Consider the following 19,086-nt stretch of genomic DNA (forward strand, 5'->3'; position numbering starts at 1 on the left):
GCTTAATGGTGTTTTCTGAAATGATGAAGTTAAAAACGATTTGCTGTAATACAGGTATACATAGAGCGCTTAAGGGTAAAAAGTGTAACTCTTTCCCTTTTCAGTGGTAAAATCAAAGAGCGTCGTTGCAGGAAATTGAGGTATGCTTAAGTCTGCACTATCCGCCTTTTTGCTGATTAAAGGACGACTGATGGCAGCTATTTTATAAAACGGATTGGCGTTCTTCTGATTCCTCGTGACAGCAGTTAAGGCAACATTTCCTTTAAGTGTTAAACCGGCAGGCAACCGGAGCCGGCAATTACCACCCAGGGCGGAATAAATTTTCAAATAAGTGACTTGCCCCTTATCCCAGTCAATATCCACCTGAAAACCGCCTCTGGCCCTGAGCCCTTTAATACTTCCTTTACGCCACTGATCCGGTAAGGCCGGCAGAATCTCCAGGGCTCCGTCCTGAGACTGAAGCAGCATCTCGGCAATCCCTGAAGTACACCCAAAATTTCCGTCAATCTGAAAAGGAGGATGTGCATCAAATAAATTCGGGTAAGTGCCTCCGCCTTCTCCTTTTTTGAGTTCAGGTGCCGGGCGCAGCTGATCCTGAATTAATTTCCAGCTGTGATTACCATCTTTCATACGCGCCCACCAGTTGACTTTCCAACCCATGGACCAGCCGGTAGACACATCTCCTCTGCTGATCAGCGTTCTTGTGGCAGCTGCAAATAATTCCGGATGATCATAAGGTGAAATCTGATTACTGGGGAACAGGCCGTATAAATGAGAGATATGCCGGTGCGTATCATGTTGCTTATCCCAGTCCTCCAGCCATTCCTGCAACTGACCATACTGACCTACCTGCATCGGAGGCAGTCGTTGAATCATCTTTTTTAAGGTATCGGCCAATAACTGATCCTTATTCAGAAACTGACTGGCTGCAATCGCCTGGGAGAATACATCAAAAACAATCTGGTTATCCATGGTCGTGCCCGCACTAAGTCCTACATCCTTCATATATTGATGCTCAGGTGACATGGAAGGAGCAACCACCAGATAATGATGATCAGGTTCCTCTTGTAAAACATCCACAAAATATAAAGCAGCACCTTTTAGTATATCATAGTTTTTTTCCAGAAAGCGCTGATCTCCTGAATATAAAAAATGCTGCCATAAATGGGTACTGAGCCAGGCACCCCCCATGGGCCACATACCATAAAAACCTCCATCCACCGGGCCGGTAATGCGCCATATATCCGTGTTATGATGGGCATTCCATCCTCTGGCATGGTACATCTGACTAGCGGAAGCTTTCCCGGTCACAGATAAGTCACGCAGCATTTCAAAAAGCGGCCCTGACATTTCCGGTAAACCGGTCACCTCAGAAGGCCAGTAATTCATCTCTGTATTAATATTAATGGTGTATTTGCTGCCCCAGGGCGGCGCTATTTTATCGTTCCAGATTCCCTGTAGGTTAGCCGGCTGCCCTCCCGGCTGGCTGGAGCTGATCAAAAGATACCTGCCAAACTGAAAATAAAGGGCCACCAGTGACGGATCATAATGCTGATCAAAATCTTTTATTCGCCGGTCCGTGGTAGCAGTGGCGGTATCGGGGGTTTCTAACTGAAAACTGACCCGGTCAAAAAATTTGTGATAAATCGCTTTGTGTGCGTTTAAGGCCAGGTTATAATCTTTGGAGATGGCCCTATTCAGGTAGTCGGCCGCCCGCTGATCCGGATTTAAACTTATGTCGTGGTAATTTTTAAAATTTGTTCCGATCGAGATATAAATAGTTGCCGTACTGGCTCCCTCAATAGTTAGCGTTGAGTCACTTACAGTCAGCTGTCCACCCTGAAGGACCGGTTTTACAAGCGTAGTAAAACGAACCTTTCCTTTTTTGCCTTCTACGCTCCCGCTGTGACCTTTTAAAACCAACATCTTATCTGAGGTAGAAACTTCGTGCACGATCTGCGCACTGCTCATGCCCAGTGTACAGTTTATGGCTCCCGGAGCATCTGCACTTAACCTGACAATGATGACATCATCTGAAAAGGAAGCAATTACCGTTCTTTTAAAATGCACGCCGCCTGCCTCATAACTTGTTTGCGTGACGGCGTCACTGATATTTAAACTTCTATGGTACTGCTGTATATTTTGCTGATCCTTGAACCGGATATATAAATCACCTACCGGTTGATAAGGCATTCCATAATCACTGTTAGCCGGGGCTTCTCGTGGGAAGACACGGTTGGACATATCCTGAGCGGCCTTGTATTGTTTTGAAAATAACAATTTACGAATCGCTACAATACTGTCATAAACATGGGGTAAAATATTATTACCAGGCTCACCGGCCCAAACGGTTTGTTCATTTAGCTGGAGATGTTCCTCTGGCACACCTCCAAACACCATGGCCCCCAACCGGCCGTTACCTACCGGCAATGCCTGATTCCAGTTGCTTGCCGGATGATCATATTGCAGTAATAAAGGCTGCTGCGCAAAGCTGCCAGCCATACCTAATAATAACAGGGCAAATAAACAAACACTTTTAAGCCTACAATTGTAACCCATATTTTTAATTTCAATAGTTCGGTAATTAATTAAGCGGCCATTGAGCCGATATTTAAGCATTTTGAATAGAGCTTTTTTATTTTATTGCAATTCAGCTCTAGACCCAAGTTTGAAAAAATAGTTTCCGTGAGGTATTTGTTGTAGTACCATGTTTTGATACTCCTCATGGAAAACGGGATGTCTGATTTGTCTTTCAGACTAGCCCAACAGGTTAACTTCATAAGTGATACGGACATGAGCGATAAATTAAAATGGTTATATAATTTGTTTTCACTGACCGCCTGGCACTCTTCCAGGCCGGTATATTGTTTTGCGTCTCGTATTAGAAACTCAATCTGGAATCGTAATCCATAATATTGCATGATCTTCTTTCCACTCATATTAATGTCGGTACTTAAGAATACGGTATGTCCTGTACCCTGTTTGTGTTTCAGATACACCACTTTAGCTTCTCGTTTTAAGGTGACACACCATACTACTAACTCAAAGGCCAGAATATGATCATCTTCATAGAACAATTTCCATCTACGTTTATCGATATTGTTCATATCGACTTTTCCTGCGTAACGGCGTTTTCTGCCCCGGCCTGTCTTCTGTGGCCCTTTATACAAGTACTGAAGGTTCGCGTCTGGTCGCATACGGGTAATCACCTGCAAACCCATTTTCAACATGGGTTCAATAAACGTTTTCTTCATAAAGTAGCCGTCTACCGCCAGATAATCAGTAAAAGACTTAATTCGACCAATGTTGTTTCGGATAATACCCACGTAATGATCCATCAAGGCATTTTTCATTTCTCCAGGTGTCTGTATCGCTTCGATGGAATAGGCTGTTGCAGCCTCAACATCAACCAGTGCCAGACAGCCTATTTCCAGTCCCGCTTTAGCCCGCTGGTCCTTGCCGCTCCAGAACCTGCCTTTGCCAAAGGTCTTTTTTCCACTTTTCGGGATGAAGCTCGGATCAAAGGCTGCGATACACTCTTTAGCCTTGAGGCCGCCAAAGGAGCTGTCAAACAATGCCCGGAAGTTCATTTTCTTACTAAACTGATTCCGAATGCTTTTTTCAGAATACTGACCGTCAGCATACCGGAAAAGGTTCAGGAAATTGTGCCTTACCGGCAACATGATCCATTTTTCAAAGATCCAGCCCAGAAATTTCTTCTGGGGTTTGGTCAATTCATTAACTTGATTTATTCTTGCACTGATAAAGCGCATCGCTTTATTAAAGGCGGCGGTTTTATTTTTCACACAATATTCTACCGCCTTTTTTCTTCTCTTTCTCCGCCTGTGAATAAATTCCCTACAAAATCAAGAAAATTTTATTTTATCCACATTTTTCCGGCCTTAAAAACTACCGGAGTATTGAATTTAATAATTTTCAAATAATTAATCATAAACAGGACTCAAAGTCCCCGCTATCACCATCCGGCACCTAATCCCCATACTGCTCCAGCCATTTAGCATAGTCTTTTGTTATAATCCGCTCCGGCCAGCTGCCGTACCAGCTATACCCAAGCCTTCTTTCCGTTTCAATTTCTTGTAAATTATATTTTTTCTGCCCGTCTCTGCCACAAAAAAATGGCCGGTTGGTGCCGATTTCATAATACCTGGCCCATATCCTGCTGTTTTCAGTTTTTTTAAGGACCACATTCTTACCCCCGCCGGGTTCATTCGGATCCTCCACCTTTTGAACCGTATACCCTTCAATAGCCACCGACTTAAGCCAATCAACGGCACCTGTAACGGCAGCTTTAACCGCTGCACCGGGACGTGGTTGATTCATCAGAAATTCAACGATCGCCGCCGATTCGGCCGATGCAAGACCTACCAGTTCAAATGACCTGGCTTTTTCAGGCAATAAGGTATTTTTATTATATTGTTGATTCCAGCCGGTTCTCTTACCATTAACCTTTATCTGTGTTTTCAGGATGCAGCCTATTCCCTTTTGCAGGGCAGTGGCACAACGTGGCTGATACTTAGGATCCACCCATTCATAACCATTTTTTTGCAGTACTACATTATCTAATACGTTTAAAACATTGACAATGGCATTATCATTAAAAGTCACCTGACTCCGATATAAACTGCTATCCGGATAGTACTGCGGCCAGCCTCCGTTGTCATACTGAGCTTTCAGCAAATAGTCTATCCCTTTTTGAGCAGATAGCAAATAAGCACTGTCCCTGGTTTTATCAAAAGCCTTTACCAAATAATTAATTTCCCTTGAGGTCGCTTTATTATCAATGGTGGCATCCTTTAACCCCTTTTCCTGTTTTATCTGGTATTTTTGGGCCTCTGTGAGGGAAATATCATAAACTATTTTCCTGCCATGAACGGCTTTTGCCCAACCACCGCTTAACCGCTGATACAGCAGCATATTTTCTGCTACCTGGTCTTGAGCCGCAGGTCTTTTATTGGATTGGGCATAATTGAACATCGCAACACCCGCAAATAGCACACTCAGACTCATGCATCTGATTATCCTTTTTAAATGGTTATTCATAATCTATTATTGAGCCGGCACATTCGTAGTTGCGCCATACTTTTATTAATGATAAAAAGGGATGCATTTGGGATTGTCTACCAAAAAATGATTCATCCAAATTTAATTACTTGCATCCAGCAATTTAAAAGAACGCCTTAAAAAAATTACGCAATCGATGACAATACCTTATATATCACTCATAATCTATCTATTATACTTAAAACCGTCCACATATTTACCGGCCTTGCAGGGTAGCACTTTTACCCAGGGAGCCATTATTTTTCACGCCGGTAACGGTCCAGACACCAACGGCGGACCCTGATATTTTAAAAAAATTATGAGTGGTAACGCCTAAAATTTGTCCGTTTAAAGCAACTAGGTATCCGCCGGCTTCCTTTAGCCTTTTCCATTTTAAATCCTGCTTATCCAGCATTAAATGTTCCGGCGCCCGAATTTGTTCAAAAAACTTACGCGGGTCCCACCGGTCCTTTCCCTCCACAACATTTGTATAAGTATATGCAGCTGCTTCCTTTTTTGTGAGTACTGCCTGCAATCCTTGTATGATCCTACCTCCTTCCCCCTTACTTTGCTTATACCAGGTCCTTCTTTTGGATAAATCAACCAGCCTTCCATTTTGGTCTCTGGTATTATATTCTGCAAATAATTTTGCGGCCGGCCCCATATCTGTCCAACCCTCAGGGTTAATTGGAATTTTAAGTATCGTATTCAAATAAACGGCCATAGGCGCATCATGCCATGGACGGCCCAGTTTTGTGCGGCCATCAGCCGCAGCCTTATTCCCATCTATTATGCAGTGGCTAAAAACATACCCCCATTTTGTCCCCTCCAAATGTCTGGGCGCCACAATGACCGATCCGCCTCTTACATTATAAAGCGTACAATGATCTATAAACGCATTGCCTCCACCGTAAAAATAATCCACGGCACCTTCAATCCAACAGTCATTCGCATAGGTCCTGTCATTTAACCCTTTGGTACTTGTCATCCAGGTATCCTGAAAAGAGCGAAATCGGCAGTTGAAAAAGGCAGAACGGTCAGCCGTGACCTTCATGGCCAAAGCCTGAGGTCCTTTTTGCGCCGTTACGCCATAGGCATTAACGAAACTGATATTCTGCGCATAAAAGTCCGGCGCGTTCACTACCACTACCGCGCAGTCCTGCTGATCGTATCTGAGCTTTGAATATTGCTGTCCGGCGTCACCCGTATTAGCCGGGTCGGCACAATTGATTTTAAAACTTATAATCGTTTTATCCTTATCTTCTCCTATTAAATAAATATAGGGTTTGTTTTCAGGGATTCTGATCAGCCCTTCGTAGTCCCCCTTTTTTATAAAGATGCGCCATGGGCGGGTAAGATGCTGAGGGGCGTGATCAATGGCCTGTTGAACATCCGTATAATCTCCCTGCCCTGAGATATCCACCACCGCGTCAAATACTTTAAGGGCGGTATCCTTTTGCTGTCGAAAACTCGTTCCCGCGGCCCCTAACTGAGCATTAGGCAAAAAAGTAGCCCATACAACCAAACACAAAAAAGTGCTTATAAAAAATTTATTTATTTTCATCCGATCGTCTTTTATGTACAAGTAATTATTTAACGGACGCTCACTCTTGTGCTCCGGTTAATAAATTAATCCCGGAAATATTTGAATGATACGTACTGGTAAATGCCGCCCCGGAACTTACTGATATGCTGGATCCGTGAATAAAAGCGGCGCTGTCAATATTATTGAATTTCATGCCGGCATTCGCGTTGATTCTAACGCTATCAAAAATAATATTTTTTAAGGGTAATTCCGGGACCGCCCAGACCATTCCTGCATAATCCGCACTATTTACCAGAATATTTTTTAAAACAATATTTTTCCAGACCGGTGTCGTTGCGGTAATAGCGGCCCCCGGATCACTACTAGCCGTAGACGGAATGGTATTATCCGGATAATATTCACATATATTCACAGGATACTTTACCTTTTCCATCGTCAGATTTTCATAAACCAAATAGCCAACTTCCCCACTGCGCTCCCTGCTGGATTTTATATGTATTCCATTATCTGTTCCATTGAATGAACAATTATTGACATAAATATGATCAATATTAGCAGTATAACTTCCTATAGACAGTCCATGACCGGCGCCAAAGGCGCAACCACTAATGGTTACGTATTTGGTATTATTGTTCATGGCAATATTATCATCTCCACAACTGATCGTACAATCATAAATATTGACGTAAGGTGTCCAGACATCTATACCATCTGTATTCGGCGAATCTTCCGGAGAATCAATCGTCACATCAGAAATCGTAATATTCGTATTTTCCTTATGAATGCTGATATGTCCGTTCGGGGCATTTTTAATGGTTATCCCGGCAATTTCTATTATACTTGCTTTATCAAAAGCAATCATAGGTGGACGGGCTATGGCGGCTGTTGCCTTTGTCGCTCTGTAAGCTGCCCACCAATCTGCGCCTTGCCCATTAATCGTTCCTGCTCCATCAATCAATACATTGGTCGTATTAGACAGATCGATGAAGGGTTCAACTGAATTTGCCGTCCCTGAACCTGGGTAATCAGCATAGGACAATACGGTCAGTTGAGCATTTTTTTCAAAATGGAGTCCGACATTTGAAACAAGCCTGATGGGACCGCAACGGAAATTGCCTTTAGGAATTTGTACGGTGCCACCCCCATTTTTGCCAGCCGCATCAATGGCCGCTTGAATAGCGACTGAATTATCGCTTTTCAGGGTGTCTGCCCCGTACTCCATAATACTTAAACTGCCACTTGGAATTGCAGGCGTTTTAACAGACTTCCCCCAATCTGTCTCAAAACTTGGAACTTTTATATCCGCGATACTACTGCTATCAGTAGTATCAACACCAGTACTTTTCAGGGTATGTATTCCATTGGAGGCTACTACCGGAAACAGAGAATCATTACGTTTACAACCTGAACTGAGCAGTAGCGCAAGGCCTCCCACAAAAACCACCCGCAGGCACTTGTAGCCAAATTGAAGTATTTTTATCATTGCATTAAATTTTCATTTTAATGAGCCATACATTTTAAGTCATGTTGTGATCGGGTTTTACAGGGCGTCACGGGACTTTCTCACGCCCTGTGAAAAACGGTCTACCTGTTACCAACAAAATCATCTGAAGTTGCTGCTACCACCATCTCGGATCACCTGCAATGCCTGTTCCGCCAAAGCCGGCTCCTTCTTTAATATGAAAGTCGCCATTTACCGGATTTACAAACAAATCTCCAGCCGCTCCCGGGTAAACCGTAATTTCTGGAAAATCTGTATTGATACTCATTTCACTAGTCCGGTAGCTACCTGCGAAGGAACCCTCATAGGACAGGCTAAATGATTTAAGGTCAGCGCCGGCGTTATTGCCTGAAATAATATTATTGCCGCCTTCAAATAATCCCGGCAAATTATTTTTATCCAGGCGAATTAACTGCGTAAGTGCTGAATTGACATTATAGATTGTATTATTGGTTACTGCTATCAGAGGAACAACAGCGCGAACATCCATCAGTTGGGTATTCATATCAATAAGTGTACTATTCGTTACTTTAATAGAATCCAGAGAAACGGAACTGCCACCGACATTGATAACACCATAACCGCCTGTCGCATTCACCTGACTATTATTAATAAGAATCTGACCTAACTTAATCACCTTATTCTGAACCCGGATAACACCTTTATAGTTTTCCATTAAACAATTCAGGAAGTCATATTCATCAATCTGAAGGTTATCCGTGGACAGATTTACCAGAAAGTCGCTGGAGCCTCCCACTAAATCAACTTTTTCAAAGATCATTTTACCGATACTCGTACCGGTGAAAGCAACATTACTGCAATTCAGTACTGCCGGCTGCGCATTGGTACCTATTGCCGCCTTCTCACCGGTAAAACTTATATTAGCCAGTCCGGAAGGCAGCGTCACGGATCCCAGGTTATACACCTGGTTGGCTTTAAATAACAAGGTCACATCGGGACGCCCCTGATTTATCGCAGCAGCAACAAGACTCCCTATATCATCCCCCGGATTCACTGCAATAAGCAAAGCGCCCTTAATGCCGGATGTGGTAAGTATTTTTGTCCCCCGTAACACATCACCGTTATAGATAGCGATCTGATACTGCGTGCCGGGGCTTAAGCCATCCAGCACAATCGTCCCCTTGGATTTGGCATCAGCCGTTATAGGCACTTTTTTGATTTGCGCCCCCGTCACAGGATCACTTATCAGCACATCTGTCACCCGGTCCGTTACGGTCCAGTACATTTGTATATTGTCCGTGGAGACCTCCCAGCTATCAAATAATTGTTCAGCAGGCGTCTCAAAATAAGCTTCTGAATATTTAGATTCACTTCCCGTACTGGTATCCACACTTTTCATTCTGACAGAATACCCTGAAGTGCCGTCCAAATCGCCAAAATCAGTCCGATACTCCACCCTGGTTGGCGTGGTAGAAGTGGCAAAAGGAGTCAGGGTATCGGCCAGCACCTCAACGGTTTTCACTATATTATTAAATTCCAGGCTATCCTTACTGAATTCAAAAACGTATTTAGTAGCGCCAATAGATTTGGTATATCTCAGTTTCACTGAGGTGGCCTGGGTATTTGACACTTCGAAAACCAGTGATTTAAATAACCTGTTATGTGATGAATCAACCTCCCAGTCATTTACCTTTTTTTCACAGCCAAAGGCCGCTATTACGATGAGCCCGAGGGCCATCCATTTTATTATCAAATTCTTCATCTGTTTTATTTTTTATTATTCAGACAATACATTGTCGGTTAACTTACTTAATCTTAATAACCATAACTGCTTTGGATAGCGCCTTTGGATTCATAAATATCCTCATAATATACAGCATATGGATAGCGGTAATAAATCCCGCCGTTACCCATAGGATATTGAGCCAATGATTCCTGTATTTCAGACCCATTGGTCATACTTCCTAAGAAAGATCCATAGTCATAAGATGGGTATAATCCGGTACCGGTAACAAGTATCCGTATGGGATAGATGATATAATTAGAAGTCGGCTTAGGATTTTTCTCAGGCTTAGCCATCGTTGTCGGAAACCAATCCAGCTCCGTATACGGAGTGCCCGGATCTGCGGGGAGATCTGCATAATAATTCGGCGAAGAAGGATCAATATATTGATTATCAGAAAATTTATAATAAATCTTTTTAGGAAATGAGGAAGGCTGATAAGTTTTATCCATAATGGTTACAGACTTTGAATCATCCAGCATTAAACAAAGGGCTTTTTTCATTTCTTCCACCTTATCATAGAGTAGCCCCCACCTTATTAGATCCTGTTTGCGTATGGACTCACAACCAAATTCCCAGGCTCTTTCATTCACAATCGCCTTGAAGAAATCCGGATCATATTTGGTAATTTCCGCAGAGCCGGCGCCAAAGGCTCTTGCCCGAACGGTTTCTAATGCCTGCCTTGGCGTAAGACCATTTGCAAAATCATTTGCCACATCCGGACCTGCCAATTCATTCTGAGCTTCAGCATACATCAAATAAATATCTGAATACCGCATAAGAATCCAGTTTATACCCGTGGCAATCCGTGAGGTGGCTGTTTTCTGCATGGCAAGAAAAGCATCGGTTGTCCAGTATATCCGCCATTTGGCAAAGGAGACATTTATCGGATTATTGCCCATGGTTTCTTTATTCTCAGCGGTATAACTAAACCATGTCAGCGTAGCATCTCTTCTGGTATCCTCCTTATCAAAGGAGTAAAAATAATAAGCCGTAGAAGTCACATAGCTACCGCCAAAACTGCGTGTTCCATATTTGGAATTACCGGCCACATTATATCCCATTAAAGAGCCGATATCACCATTATTGCCCATTCCAAAAGCAACCTCAAAGAGATTTTCATTATAGGGGTTTGGAAGTTGCCCGCATACTTTTTGCCAAATATCAATATAACTGGGGTCCAGTTTATGAGGATTATCTGTGGAAGCAAGCATTTGCGCGGTTATATCCGCAGCAATCTTATAATAGTCCTTCCAGTTTTGTGGCCTGCCGACATAGTATCCGCCTTGTTCAGGAATGTTATTATTATGCACTGCTTTAGAATCAGGAAAAAGATTTCCGTCTCTTAAAGACCACCCTCCCGCAAATAAAGCAACCTTTGCCAGTAATCCCATAGCATATCCTTTGGTGATCCTTTCCGCTGACCCGTATTCGGAGCTGGTACCCAACCATGGCAATAATTTTACTGCTTCCTGAAGATCTTCCACAATATAATGGTAAATCGTATCAATATCCGTTCTGCCCGCATATACATTGGAAAGATCCGATCTGGAAGTTTCTCTTTTAAAAGGTACGGCTCCCCAATAGCGAACCAAATTAAAATAAGCCAGGGAACGCATCACCAGCGCTTCCCCCAGTAATGGTTTCATGGTAGCCGAATCTGATTCCAGAATCGGAGACTGCCGGATCCCTTCTACCGCGGCCGTTGATATTTCTGCATAGTCATAAAGACTGGACCATCTGGTGGTTGAATTATACTGGCTACCATAATAATTTCCAGCTCCTGCATCTGAGCTAGTTGAATTATAGCCAGATTCCGTAAAGGCGCCGTTACTTTCAATATCAGTCACTCCCTGCCAGTTGACAGAAAGTTTTTGACCATATATATACGTATTTGTCATATCTCCATAGAGTCCCATCACCGCCGCCTTGGCCATGGAAGCGGAACTAAACACTGTTTGGGAGCTTAGGGACGAGGGAGAAGACGTTTCTAAAAATTTCTTACAGGAGCTCAGCCCAAAGAAAATCAGGGTGGCTAATATCAGAAAAATATTTTTCATCTGTTTTATATTTAATACATTATGCAACTAAAAAGTAAAATCTTATTATTTCTTACCATGAGTAACCTCTAAAATTTGATATTCAGGCCAAATATAATTTTCCTGGCCTTCGGATACGCTGAATAATCTACACCCTGCGTTAGGGGATTATTTCTGGTACTCACCTCAGGATCCTGACCAGAATAGTGTGTCAGAACAAAAATGTTATATCCGGCTACATAAAACCTCAGGTTACTCATCAAAAACCGTTTGGATATATTTGCAGGTAAAGTATAACCCAGCGTTACATTACTCAACCTGAGAAAAGATCCGTCCTCAATGGCCCAATCTGTCAGAATAGAAGAATTAGCACCCATAGGATTCCAGATTTTGGCGTTTTTATTCAGCTGCTCAAATAATTCCGGATTCGCATTGTCTCCGAACATGATATTGGCACCGGTTGCCGGGTCAATAGTGGTAAACCTGTTTTTCAGACTCATTAAACTACTGACATTCTGATATTTTTTTGAAAGTGCATAGGAGGTATAGTCAATCTTATCCGCATTATAGATATCGTTTCCGTAGGACCAGTTAAACATAGTGGTCAAATCAAATCCCTTATAGGTTGCATTAAAGGAAAAACCTCCCGTATGTTTAGGCTGAGCATTACCGATAACACGCCTGTCATCATCCGCATTTATATAATAATCACCCTCCTGCGTGCTGCCCAGCTTCTTTAATTTGATATGACCGGGGCCGAAGTAATTACCGGACCTGTCTAAAACCTTCGAATCATCAGCCACTCCAGGTTTTATCACCCACCTTTTAAGGTCGGTTGAATATTCAAAATCATCAAAGCTGTAAAATCCATCACTCACATACCCATACATTAAACCTACCGGCTGTCCGACAATGGCTCTATAATCATCAGAACCGATATTCACCCCCCAGCCGGAAGAAACAATCATCTCATCTGAGCCGTTTAATTCAAGCACCGTATTGCGGTTAAAGGCGATATTAAAGGAGGCCGACAAGGAAAAGTCCTTCGTATTTACGATATTCCCATTCAGGGTCAACTCTAATCCTTTATTACGCGTACTGCCGATATTCTGATACTGAGTAGTGTACCCGGAATTAGAAGGCAGATCTACATTTAAAATCAGATTTTTTGTCGTATTATTATATAAGTCCATGGTAAAGTTTACCCGATTTTTAAACAAACTGACATCTAATCCAAGGTTTGCAGAAGTGGTACTTTCCCAGGTCAGGTTTTCATTTTTCAAGGTGGTTGCCGTCCTTAAAGCACTCTGCGGATCATCATCAAAATAAATTAATTTGTTGGTACCCGTAATAAAAGTATACTGTTGTCTCCAATAGGAGCCCACCCTTGCATTACCCACTTCACCATAACTGAGTCGCACTTTAGCATCATTGAGCCACCCCTTAGTACCCTTCATAAAATTTTCCTGTGAAAGCCGCCAGGCACCAGCTACTCCGGGGAAAAATCCCCATTGATGTCCGGGAGCAAATACATTCTTGCCATCTGCCCGGCCAATAAGGGTAAGAATATATTTGTCGTCAAGCGTATAATTTATACGACTGAAAAAAGATGACAGCCTGGATGGCTCTCCGATGGTCGTATAAGTAGGATCAGGCGTTCCATAGTTCCACATCGCCAGTACATCTGAAGCAGAAAAGTCTATTGGGAAAAATTTAGAACTTAATGCGGTCTGATCCGTCTGGCTATTACTCATTTCCTGGCCGACAAGCGCCGTTATTCTGTGTTTTCCACCTTCCAGATTTAAATTATAATTAAGCACATTGCTTACAGACCACATAGAACCTTTCTGATCCGTTCTATCGGCAACAGGTTGCCCTCCATAAGCACTGGATGCACCTGTTTTATTCAGATAAATATCATCTGTATTATTTTTCACAAAGGCATAAGCCCCCTTGGATGAAAAGGAAAGATTTTTCAATATTTTCCAAGTCACCCCTAAATTGAAAGAAGAATTAAATCTGGTTTGTTTTTTATACTCATTGACTACATTGTAAATTGGATCATTTAAAGCACTTAATGCTTCTGCCGAACTGGCATCTTCATCAGAACCCAATCCGCCTAAGCCTGGATTGGTCAGACTTCTAACGGGTGCATACTTAACAGCATCTCTTAATTTTTTTCCGCTGGATACACTAGGACCGGTGATGACCGTATTATACATTCTGGTATTAAAATCCACCGATAATTTATTAGAGATCTTTTTATTGATCTTGGCACTAAAATAATCCCTCTTGTAATGCGAGTTCAGCATAACAAAGTCCTCATCATCGTGCGTATAACCCAAATTATAAGTAAGACTTTTATCTCCGCCACTCATCCCCACATTATAACTCTGCTGAACACCTGTATTGCCAAATAAACTGTCCTGCCAATTAATGCCCGGTTTAGATTTATATATATCGATATCATCCCAGTTACCATAAGAGCCAATAAAACTTGAATTCTGACTAAGGCTGGGGTCCACTTCTCTTTGGTAATATACATACTCATAAGGTGATAATACATCCGCTAACCGGTAGACATTACTCAAGGCCGTATAATTATTAAAGGTTATATCAGAGCGACCGGCAGTCCCCGAAATTGTGGTAATTAAAATAACGCCGTTGGCTCCCTGAGCACCATAGATGGCAGTCGAGGCTGCATCTTTTAAGACATCAATGGTCTTAATATCCTGTGGCGCAATATCATTAATATTAGGCACCTGAAATCCGTCTACAATATAGAGCGGAGAATTATCCTGAGTAATAGACCCGCCCCCTCTCACTCTGACATTGATCTCAGCATCGGGCGAACCTTCCGTAACCGTTACGTTCACACCAGCAAGCCGTCCCTGAATAGCCTGTAAGGCAGAAGTCGCAGGCAAATCCTTTAAAGCCTCCTCACTTACAGAAACCACGGATCCGGTCAAATCCTTTCTTTCCACAGTACCGTAACCAATAACCACTACATCATTTAAAGCATTTTCATCTTCTTTCAAAACCACTTTTATTGAATCCATGCCGGATTCCAAGGTTCTTTCTGTAAAGACATACCCTGCCATGGAAAAAGAAAGTGTTTGGGGGCGGTTATCCGAAGAATACTTTAAATAGAACTTACCCAGTATATTGGATATTGTTCCTTTCAAAACCTGACCGTCTGTACGCTTTGCCTTGATCGTTACACCTTCAAGGGGTGTACCTTTCTCATTGACGACGCTCCCGGTAATTGTCTGAGCGAAGGCCGACAGGCAAAAAACAATAGCCATTAAAAATACAAATACATGCTTCATAAACGATGGTTTAAGTATTTACAATAATCATTATGCATTCAGGGAATAACAAAGCATCCCCGGTACAAGTGCCAATCAACACTTGTACATTTTTTTTAATATAAATGGGTAGGGAATAAATAAAACTTATCTATCCAAATAGAATATTTTACGCGCTCCTACAATTCTTTGTGCCCTTCTATTATTCAATTTAACCTGCCGATAAACAGGGCCCGCTATTTTTTTTCTTGTGTCCTTATTGTTTCAGTTGCCAAGGACAATTTTGAAAATAAAATCACCTACTGTTTCATTTTATCAGACCTATTCCAATGAATGAACCCAGTCTCATATAGTTTTATTTACTAATTTGTGCAATCGATAAACCAAACAGGTTTAAAAAAAAGCAACCTTAAAATGTGGGCTATTTTCACAACAGGTTTACTTACACAAATCGTTAAATATTTTCTACTTGATAACAAAAATATAGTTTATGAGGAATATAAAAACATACGTTAGGTGATTTAATTACGCAATCGTTGCCATCACCGATTGCATAAAAACCGATTTTAAATATAAAAAAGAATGTATGCTAAAGACCATATAATATTATTTAATAAATGTTTATAAATATTTTATATTTTTATATTAAATAACAACCGTTTGCGAAACTTCTGTCAGATGGATTTAAAAGCAATTTCTCTGTACAATTTTATCCTTAAATCTATTTAACATTACCATAGAACAATGCCTTAAATTATTCATAACAGCATACAAAAAACCCCCTTCAGTAATGAATACAGAAGGGGGCCAAACACCACATACACCATTTCAAAACAAATTCCTATAATTTACTGCCGTTTACCTCTACATCCTTAAAATATATATCCTTTGCATCAACCGCATGATAATCCTTGTCTGCCAGAATGCGTACATGCTCAAAATAAATATGGTTAACAGGATATTCAGGCAATCCGGTCAGACTTATACTTTCAGATGCACTACTGCAGTAAATATTACTCAGTTTGAAATACTGGAAACGAGGCGTTGTCCGGGTCACAGGAACATTTGTTCTAGCATTGTCTTTTTGTTCGTAATAGCTATTAAATACAATAGCAGGCCCTTGAATATTTTCCATATAAATACCATCCAGAAAAATGTGTTGCACCAGACCACCGCGATCCCGACTGCTTTTCACTCGGATGCCCGCATCCGTCCCAATAAAACTACAGTTATGAACATAGATATTCTCCATGCCGCCCCCTTCATTACTGCCGATTACAAAGCCGCCATGTCCGTGATAAACTTTACAATCTGAAATAATCACATTTTGCAAGGTCGCGGCGTTACTATCTTTCGCTGAATAATTGGATTTCATACAAATGCCATCATCGCCCGCGGTTACCGTACATTTATATACGATCACATTTTTACTATCTCCGATATCCATTCCATCGCCATTTTGCGCATACCACTCATTATTGATCGTAACGTCCCGGATAATCAAATCTCTGCATCCTTTGGGGACAAGCCCGAATTTGGGGGAATTCATTAAAGTAGGCCCGTCAATCAGTACTCTTTTGCAATGATTAATCAATACCATATAAGGACGCAAAAAATCCCTGGCGGGCACAAAATCTTCTGCCAGTGCAGATTTTTTCTTATTTTTTAAGTTTTTCAGATAAGTCTCTGCTTCTTTCGCCGCTTCACTGGGCCACCACATCCCCCCGTCGCTTGTGACCACTCCCCCGCTTTTAGTTAAAGCTTTCCATTGACCTTCCGTCAGCTTCACCTTTTTCACGGGTCGCCAGGATGCGCCATTTCCGTTTATAATGCCCTTACCGGTAATCGCGATGTCATGAAGATTATTAGCGTATATGGGTGACATTACCGTGTACTTGCCATCCTTTCCGATCAAAGGATACTGAGTATGATCTTTTGTAAATAACAAGATTGCCCCTTCCATTAAATGCAGATTAATATTGCTTTTTAAGGCGACAGGCCCGGTTAGCCAGATGCCGGGAGGTATAACCACTTTCCCACCTCCTTTGGCCGCAGAGCTGTCTATGGCGTTTTGAATAGAAATAGTATTTAAAAACGTTCCATCCCCAATGGCTCCAAACTTTGTAATGGTATCAGCATTTGCCCCGATTTCGGGTAGTTCAGGTGCACCCATTTTAAAGGGTGCTTCCTGAACCAGTTTCCCGATTTCTTCATGAATTGGTGGTTGGGCATGAATATCTGACATGATTAAACCCAAAATAACCAGTCCGAAAAAATTTAGAAATTTAGGTTTCATAATTATTTATTTTAATTTATTGCCACCTGGGATCTCCGGCAGTTTTACGTCCCTCAAAATTATCATCTATAATACTAAAATCACCTGCCACAGGGTCCTTAAACAGACTTGCAGCAGTTCCTGAATAACTGGCCACTCCTGAAAATGCGTTTGCACTAAATATGCAATCAGAAGTCTGATAGCAGCCATCAAAAACGGCACCCTGGGAGGACTTAATACCATTTGAGCTGGAAGGATCCAGCGTACTGCCGAATATTGAATTATTTATTTTAAAGGTCGCAGGTGCCGTTCCTGAATAATTGATAAAATAACCCGCCTGATTAATGAAATTATTAAAGGTGCAGGCATCTATTTTTAAAGATGCCGGCGCCACGCCGTCTTCTCTGACAAAATAATAAATGTTATAGAAGGTGCTGTTGGTAACATTAATATTGTTGATGATTGCGGAGCTACTGGCATTGGCGTATACAACAGCATATTTGGCACCAACGCCGATACTATCGAAAATACAACCATCCATTTCCAACGTTCCAATCTGATCTCCTGCGGTTTTAAGTCTTACCAGGGAATTAGAAAATTCGCCGCTGGTCGTACAATTAATGAAGCTCATAGTTCCGATATTTGCCACGTTCCCGATATTAAATACATAACCTGATCCTATGGTCGCAAAATTAATATCAGAGAATGTAAGAGAATCAAAACTACCGGAAGCATCAAAATTAGCGCTCATAGAAATTATGGCCGGATCACCGAAGCCCAGTCCGCTTCGGATGGTTACACTTTGATTAAAGACATAACCGGTACTGGGAATATTATATCTCATTGCTCTTTTTAACAATATAATACTTCCAGGGGCTGCCGTAGGTAAGGTTTCTATTAATACCATGGAATCCGTCGAACTTCTAAGATCAATCACATTGCTGCCTGAAACAGCTAACTGTGTGGTAAAATTCAGGGACCCCATCGTTTTTGAACCAGACAGCAACTGGGCGTTATAGGTTGTATTGGCCTTTAAATTATAAACGGTATCTACCCCTTCCGAAATAATAGCATCTGTCAGGTCATAATCGGTAGCCTGATTATCTTCATCCGTTAAAACCAATTTTGTCAATCCAGCCGTAGGCGTCCACTTTAAGATGGCGGCCACATCAATAATATCAGTACTTGACGGCGTTTTAAATATCTGCCTTCCGGTCAGTTTGAAAGAAGCAGTATCAGTTAACCAATAAGAATCTGCTCCGGCTGCATTTTGATTGGCTTTAACGCGCACAAAATATTTCGTATTATCGGCGATTGAATCATCTGTCACCATCACCTTGATAGCATCGGTTATAAAAGATAATGCAGCAGTGCCATCAAAAGAAGAATCCTCAGAAATCTGCACCGTATAGGTTTGCCCTGAAGCAGAATTTACGGAAGCAGGCCAGGAAATTGTAACAACCGTATCTGAGGCAGAAATGGATAGGCTGGTTGGGGTAAACTCCCTGGCAGGCTGAAACACTTCGGCCGATGGCTTATTACAGGAAAATAAAATGCATACAATTTGCATCAAAGCCGTATATAAAATAATTTTTTTCATCAGTAATCATTT

10 protein-coding genes are annotated in these 19,086 nt (G+C 41.8%); all 10 read right to left on the reverse strand.

Features of this window, described 5'->3' with window-relative positions; translation table 11 throughout:
* Nucleotides 1-69: 69 nt before the first annotated feature.
* Complete coding sequence (locus BLU80_RS13330; protein ID WP_091399530.1) at nucleotides 70-2,559, reverse strand: glycoside hydrolase family 95 protein; 2,490 nt, start codon at nucleotides 2,557-2,559, stop codon at nucleotides 70-72.
* 29 nt (nucleotides 2,560-2,588) lie between these two features.
* On the reverse strand, nucleotides 2,589-3,806 hold the full coding sequence (locus tag BLU80_RS13335; RefSeq protein ID WP_091399385.1) for a transposase: 1,218 nt from the start codon (nucleotides 3,804-3,806) through the stop codon (nucleotides 2,589-2,591).
* 184 nt (nucleotides 3,807-3,990) lie between these two features.
* Nucleotides 3,991-5,061, reverse strand: coding sequence for a pectate lyase (pelA, locus tag BLU80_RS13340; protein WP_211481845.1), 1,071 nt, complete (start codon nucleotides 5,059-5,061; stop codon nucleotides 3,991-3,993).
* A 217-nt stretch (nucleotides 5,062-5,278) separates the two neighbouring features.
* A complete protein-coding gene (locus BLU80_RS13345; RefSeq protein ID WP_091399391.1) occupies nucleotides 5,279-6,625 on the reverse strand; it encodes a pectinesterase family protein in 1,347 nt (448 codons plus the stop codon).
* Nucleotides 6,626-6,665: 40 nt separating this feature from the next.
* Nucleotides 6,666-8,090 carry a glycoside hydrolase family 28 protein gene (locus tag BLU80_RS13350; RefSeq protein ID WP_091399395.1) on the reverse strand — a complete coding sequence of 475 codons (1,425 nt, stop codon included), beginning with the start codon at nucleotides 8,088-8,090 and terminating at the stop codon, nucleotides 6,666-6,668.
* A 136-nt stretch (nucleotides 8,091-8,226) separates the two neighbouring features.
* Nucleotides 8,227-9,831 (reverse strand): DUF5123 domain-containing protein, encoded by a 1,605-nt coding sequence (locus tag BLU80_RS13355; RefSeq protein WP_091399399.1) that lies wholly within the window; start codon nucleotides 9,829-9,831, stop codon nucleotides 8,227-8,229.
* A gap of 53 nt (nucleotides 9,832-9,884) precedes the next feature.
* Nucleotides 9,885-11,912 carry a RagB/SusD family nutrient uptake outer membrane protein gene (locus BLU80_RS13360; protein ID WP_091399403.1) on the reverse strand — a complete coding sequence of 676 codons (2,028 nt, stop codon included), beginning with the start codon at nucleotides 11,910-11,912 and terminating at the stop codon, nucleotides 9,885-9,887.
* 68 nt (nucleotides 11,913-11,980) lie between these two features.
* Nucleotides 11,981-15,220, reverse strand: coding sequence for a SusC/RagA family TonB-linked outer membrane protein (locus BLU80_RS13365; RefSeq protein ID WP_211481846.1), 3,240 nt, complete (start codon nucleotides 15,218-15,220; stop codon nucleotides 11,981-11,983).
* 820 nt (nucleotides 15,221-16,040) lie between these two features.
* Nucleotides 16,041-17,495, reverse strand: a complete 1,455-nt coding sequence (locus tag BLU80_RS13370; protein WP_091399407.1) for a glycoside hydrolase family 28 protein — start codon at nucleotides 17,493-17,495, stop codon at nucleotides 16,041-16,043.
* Nucleotides 17,496-17,511: 16 nt separating this feature from the next.
* On the reverse strand, nucleotides 17,512-19,074 hold the full coding sequence (locus tag BLU80_RS13375) for a DUF5123 domain-containing protein (protein ID WP_091399411.1): 1,563 nt from the start codon (nucleotides 19,072-19,074) through the stop codon (nucleotides 17,512-17,514).
* Nucleotides 19,075-19,086: the final 12 nt, after the last annotated feature.

The organism is Arachidicoccus rhizosphaerae, assembly GCF_900107765.1.
In the GTDB taxonomy this organism is placed as follows: domain Bacteria; phylum Bacteroidota; class Bacteroidia; order Chitinophagales; family Chitinophagaceae; genus Arachidicoccus; species Arachidicoccus rhizosphaerae.

Excerpts from the sequence above, each read along its gene's own strand:
- BLU80_RS13330 (WP_091399530.1), bottom strand. The coding sequence starts at position 2,559 with ATGGGTTACAATTGTAGGCTTAAAAGTGTTTGTTTATTTGCCCTGTTA.
- pelA (WP_211481845.1), bottom strand. The coding sequence starts at position 5,061 with ATGAATAACCATTTAAAAAGGATAATCAGATGCATGAGTCTGAGTGTG.
- BLU80_RS13345 (WP_091399391.1), bottom strand. The coding sequence starts at position 6,625 with ATGAAAATAAATAAATTTTTTATAAGCACTTTTTTGTGTTTGGTTGTA.
- BLU80_RS13350 (WP_091399395.1), bottom strand. The coding sequence starts at position 8,090 with ATGATAAAAATACTTCAATTTGGCTACAAGTGCCTGCGGGTGGTTTTT.
- BLU80_RS13355 (WP_091399399.1), bottom strand. The coding sequence starts at position 9,831 with ATGAAGAATTTGATAATAAAATGGATGGCCCTCGGGCTCATCGTAATA.
- BLU80_RS13360 (WP_091399403.1), bottom strand. The coding sequence starts at position 11,912 with ATGAAAAATATTTTTCTGATATTAGCCACCCTGATTTTCTTTGGGCTG.
- BLU80_RS13365 (WP_211481846.1), bottom strand. The coding sequence starts at position 15,220 with ATGAAGCATGTATTTGTATTTTTAATGGCTATTGTTTTTTGCCTGTCG.
- BLU80_RS13370 (WP_091399407.1), bottom strand. The coding sequence starts at position 17,495 with ATGAAACCTAAATTTCTAAATTTTTTCGGACTGGTTATTTTGGGTTTA.
- BLU80_RS13375 (WP_091399411.1), bottom strand. The coding sequence starts at position 19,074 with ATGAAAAAAATTATTTTATATACGGCTTTGATGCAAATTGTATGCATT.